Origin of the sequence: Solilutibacter tolerans (assembly GCF_900155935.1) — a bacterium.
GTDB classification, from domain to species: Bacteria; Pseudomonadota; Gammaproteobacteria; order Xanthomonadales; family Xanthomonadaceae; genus Solilutibacter; species Solilutibacter tolerans.
Map to the genome: position 1 here is coordinate 1 of NZ_FTLW01000010.1, position 4,520 is coordinate 4,520.

Sequence of the window (4,520 nt, forward strand, 5' to 3'; positions counted from 1 at the left end):
GGGTATCCGGATTTTAGTGTGGGACGACAGCTAAAGCACTTGCTTGTCTGACTGTTCTTGCTTGTAGGTTTCTAGTTTCGCAGGCTCGTCCGTTTCAAGCCTTCAGTGTGGGTTTTTCCTGCTGGCGCATGTCGGTGCAAGGAAGCAATCAGTGGGCAGGTCACCTTGCCTTGGCTCGACCTGCATGCCTTGACCAATTGGGATAGCGCCAACTCCATGCGCTGGAGATCGGCCAGCCGCAGGCGCACATCCGCCAGCCGCGCTGCCGCGAGGTCGGCGGACTCGTGGCAATGGGTGCCGTCCTCCAGCTTGAGCAATTGCGCAACCTCGTCCAGATTGAAGCCCAAGCGCTGAGCGGACTTCACGAACTTCACCCGGTCCACGTCCGTCGGCCCATAGCGGCGGATGCCGCCGATGGGCCGATCCGGCTCCAGCAGCAAGCCCTTGCGCTGATAGAACCGGATGGTCTCCACGTTGACCCCGGCTGCTTTGGCGAAGGCCCCGATGGTCAGGGTTTCCGGGATGTTCATCATGGCGCTTGACTCCGTACTTGGCTACGGAAGTAACGTTAGCGCATCACGCAAAGTCCCGGAAGGAGACCCTCATGGCAAAACCTAGCAACGGCCGCGGTGCACTGGCTGCCGGCGGCTTGGCCGCCATCCTTGCCTCGACCTGCTGCCTCGGCCCGCTGGTGCTGATCACGCTAGGCTTCTCTGGCGCCTGGATCGGCAACCTAACCGCGCTCGAACCGTATCGGCCGATCTTCATCGGCGCCGCGCTCGTCGCGCTGTTCTTCGCCTGGCGCCGCATCTTCCGGCCCGCCCGCGCCTGTGCACCGGACGACGTGTGTGCCGTGCCCCAGGTGCGAACAGCCTACAAGGTGATTTTCTGGATCGTGTCCGCCCTGGTACTGATCGCCCTCGCGTTCCCCTACGTCATGCCCCTGTTCTACTGAAGGAGACTGTCATGAAGAAATTTGTCGCACTGTTCGCTTTGACTGTAGCCCTGAGCGCTCCAGCTTGGGCCGCCACCAAAACCGTCACGCTGTCGGTACCGGGCATGACCTGCGCCACCTGTCCGATCACGGTCAAGAAGGCGTTGTCCAAGGTCGAAGGCGTCGTTGAAGCCAAGGTGACCTGGGAGCCCAAGGAAGCGGTGGTGACTTACGACGACACCAAGACGACGCCAGCCGCCTTGACCAAAGCCACCGAGAACGCAGGCTACCCTTCCACGGTCAAGAAGTGATCGTCCCATGACCGAGGCGATCACACTGCACGTCGATGGCATGACCTGCGGGGCGTGCTCCGAGCACGTCCGGCAAGCTTTGGAGAAGGTGCCCGGTGTGCGTTCGGCAGCGGTGTCCTATCCGCAACGGCGGGCTGAAATCACGGCTGATGCGGGCGCCGATTTGGAGATGGCACCGCTGGTCGCCGCCGTGTCTGCACTCGGTTACCGGGCGCAGGCTGCCGACATGCCGAGCAAGCCTGCGGACCTGTTGAACAAGACGCTGGGCGGGTTAAACGGCGAGCCGAAGCGCGGAGATGCACAGCCGGCATTGCACGTCGCTGTGATTGGCAGTGGCGGCGCGGCGATGGCGGCGGCGCTGAAAGCCGTCGAGCAAGGAGCGCGCGTCACCTTGATCGAGCGAGGCACCCTCGGCGGTACCTGCGTCAATGTCGGCTGCGTACCGTCCAAGATCATGATCCGTGCCGCGCATATCGCCCATGTACGGCGCGAGAGTCCGTTCGACGACGGCATTGCGGCCGCTTCGCCGGCGATCCTGCGCGAGCGTTTGCTGGCGCAGCAGCAGGAGCGCGTCGACGAACTGCGTCACGCCAAGTACGAAGGTATTCTGGCCAGCACTCCCGCCATCACCGTGCTACGCGGCGACGCCCGCTTCCTGGACGACCGCCATCTGAACGTGCAACTGGCAGAAGGCGGCGAATGCGCAGTCGCCTTCGACCGCTGCCTGATCGCCACCGGCGCCAGCCCGGCGATTCCGCCGATCCCCGGCTTGCAGGGCACCCCCTACTGGACCTCCACCGAGGCGCTGGTCAGCGACCGTATTCCCGAGCGGCTGGCGGTGATCGGTTCGTCGGTGGTGGCGGTCGAACTCGCGCAGGCCTTTGCCCGACTCGGCAGCAAGGTGACTCTCCTGGCGCGCAACACGCTGTTCTTCCGCGAAGATCCCACTATAGGTGAAGCCGTCACGGCCGCGTTCCGCAACGAAGGCATCGAAGTGCTGGAGCACACGCAGGCCAGTGAGGTGGCCTTTGCAAGCGGAGCATTCGTGCTCACGACCGGGCGCGGCGAACTGCGCGCTGACCGACTGCTGGTCGCCACCGGCCGCACACCGAACACCCGCGCCTTGGATCTCGACGCGGCAGGTGTCGCGGTCAACGCGCAGGGCGCCATCATCATCGACGATGGGATGCGCACCGGCACACCGCACATCTACGCCGCGGGCGACTGCACCGACCAGCCGCAGTTCGTCTACGTCGCAGCGGCGGCCGGTACCCGCGCCGCGGTCAACATGACCGGCGGCGACACGGCGCTGGACCTGACGGCGATGCCGGCGGTCGTGTTCACCGATCCCCAGGTCGCCACCGTGGGCTATAGCGAAGCCGAAGCACACCATGCCGGCATCGAGACCGACAGCCGCACGCTGACACTCGACAACGTGCCCCGGGCGCTCGTCAACTTCGACACACGTGGCTTCATCAAGCTGGTCGCGGAAGCCGGCACTGGCCGGTTGCTCGGTGTGCAGGCGGTGACCCCCGAGGCGGGCGAACTGATTCAGACGGCCGCGCTCGCCATCCGGGCACGGATGACGGTGCAGGAGCTGGCCGACCAGTTGTTCCCTTACCTGACCATGGTCGAGGGACTGAAGCTCGCAGCGCAGACTTTCACCAAGGATGTGAAGCAACTGTCCTGCTGCGCGGGGTAGTGCTGTGCTGAGCGTTCAGGCCCAAATGCTCAGCTTCATCCGTTGAGCCAAACACCCAGGTTGAAGCTTCGGGGCTTGTGCGATGGGTCAAGGTTTACTCGAAATACCCCTCTTCGAGCAGCCGCACCAACGTCGGAATGTAAGGTCCATATTCGACCACGCGTCTGACCTGCTTCTTGCGGATCGATGCCATCGTCATTCGCTGGAACTCGAAGTTCGTTGATACCTGGTCATCATCGACATCTACGGTCTCGACTACGGCCCCGTCCTTGCGCGCCTTCTCGTTGTAGAGCATCCGCGCCCGAATCACCTCGAAGCTGTAGCCCCTGCCCATGCGGTTCATGTCTTTGGCCAGTCGGTTGACGGATTCAGTATAGGCATTGGTAATGGGTTGTTCGAAGTAAGAGAAGATTTCGTCGTGCCAGTTGTGCACGGCGGTGGTCAGATCCTTGAACGTGGCCGCCAGCTCCGGTGGAATGTTGCCTAACCACGTCGCGCATGCCGCTTCAGCCTCCGGACGGCTCTTGTGATCCCAGATCGACAAGAAGCCTTCCTTGAGGGCGTGCGCCTCCCCGAGCTGGGGAAACTGGCGGAACCATTCCAGGGCCCGTGTCATGTCTGCGCCCTTCAGATCGTGCTGCCGCTTGAGCAACAGGAAGCGCTCATCCTTGAGCTTGAGGCGCTGCCGAGCCGGCAGATCCTTGCGAATGCGCTTGCGCAGCTTCTCCAGCGCGTCATTGGCCATCCGCTGGATATGGAAACGATCGACCACAATCCGCGCCTGCGGCAGCGTGGCACGCACCACCTGCTTGTAAACGTGGTACATGTCCATCGCCACCCACTCGATGGTGTCCTTGTCCCGCAGGTTGCGGAAATAGGGCAACAGGTCGGCCTTGGCCCGGCTCGGCCGGAGGTCGAATACCGTCTTGCGTTCGATGTTGGTGATCATCGCCCGGTACTGGCCGATGATCTTGAGCTCGTCGATCCCCAGGATGCGGGGCGTCCGGAACCGGACCTTGGCCTCGAACTCCTCGATGAAGTCGTCAAAGACGTGGCGGACCGTCTTCTCGTCCAAGTCCACTTCGCGCGCCAGCGCCGCGAAGGTCTTGGTGAAGCTCTCTTTACGGATATAACGCATCAGGCGGGCCGTGGCTTGACGCTTGCTGTCGAGATCGGCGACAGGCTCGAAGAGCGTCTTATTGCACGAGATGCAGCGATATCGCCTGCGCTGGATGAACACCACGACCGGCTTGCCGTGCGTCGGCGTATCCTGAAACGACTGCTCTTGTGAGCCGTGACCGTGCAAACGTCCGACCTTGCACAGCGGGCAGGTTGCCACTGGCGCAACGCCTTCAGCCTTGACGACATAGCGCTCGTCATCGCCTACGACTTCAAGTGTATTGAGGCTACGCAACTGCAGAAAATCGGTCACTCAACACCTGGGCGAGCCCACACTGAAATCCGGTTTCTAGCTTAGCATGCTCGTTCTCGGTTCCAACACTAGAATCCGTCTTTTGAAATGAGAGCTACAACAGCCATAAACCCTGAAACCCACACCAGATTCCGGATACCC

The 4,520-nt window shown here is 62.4% G+C and carries 5 protein-coding genes; 3 read left to right on the forward strand and 2 right to left on the reverse strand.

What is annotated here, in order from left to right; all coding sequences use genetic code 11:
- Positions 1 to 71: 71 nt before the first annotated feature.
- Entirely contained in the window at positions 72 to 533 is a 462-nt protein-coding gene (merR, locus tag BW989_RS12135) for a mercury resistance transcriptional regulator MerR (RefSeq protein ID WP_062351790.1), read from the reverse strand.
- Between the two features lie 71 nt (positions 534 to 604).
- On the opposite strand from merR, the gene merT reads away from it, so the two are divergent.
- The 3 genes from merT to merA are packed head-to-tail and all read left to right on the forward strand — an operon-like array spanning position 605 to position 2,947.
- The gene (gene merT, locus BW989_RS12140; RefSeq protein ID WP_046621378.1) at positions 605 to 955 is read left to right on the forward strand and encodes a mercuric ion transporter MerT; all 351 of its coding nucleotides are present in this window, start codon (positions 605 to 607) and stop codon (positions 953 to 955) included.
- A gap of 11 nt (positions 956 to 966) precedes the next feature.
- The gene (merP, locus tag BW989_RS12145; protein ID WP_028839823.1) at positions 967 to 1,245 is read left to right on the forward strand and encodes a mercury resistance system periplasmic binding protein MerP; all 279 of its coding nucleotides are present in this window, start codon (positions 967 to 969) and stop codon (positions 1,243 to 1,245) included.
- Positions 1,246 to 1,252: 7 nt separating this feature from the next.
- The gene (gene merA, locus BW989_RS12150) at positions 1,253 to 2,947 is read left to right on the forward strand and encodes a mercury(II) reductase (RefSeq protein WP_076588685.1); all 1,695 of its coding nucleotides are present in this window, start codon (positions 1,253 to 1,255) and stop codon (positions 2,945 to 2,947) included.
- Positions 2,948 to 3,041: 94 nt separating this feature from the next.
- On the opposite strand, the gene BW989_RS12155 is transcribed toward merA, so the two are convergent.
- Positions 3,042 to 4,379 (reverse strand): ISL3 family transposase, encoded by a 1,338-nt coding sequence (locus tag BW989_RS12155; RefSeq protein WP_076588687.1) that lies wholly within the window; start codon positions 4,377 to 4,379, stop codon positions 3,042 to 3,044.
- Positions 4,380 to 4,520: the final 141 nt, after the last annotated feature.

Coding starts and splice junctions, on each gene's coding strand:
- merR (WP_062351790.1), bottom strand. CDS start 533: ATGATGAACATCCCGGAAACCCTGACCATCGGGGCCTTCGCCAAAGCA.
- merT (WP_046621378.1), top strand. CDS start 605: ATGGCAAAACCTAGCAACGGCCGCGGTGCACTGGCTGCCGGCGGCTTG.
- merA (WP_076588685.1), top strand. CDS start 1,253: ATGACCGAGGCGATCACACTGCACGTCGATGGCATGACCTGCGGGGCG.
- merP (WP_028839823.1), top strand. CDS start 967: ATGAAGAAATTTGTCGCACTGTTCGCTTTGACTGTAGCCCTGAGCGCT.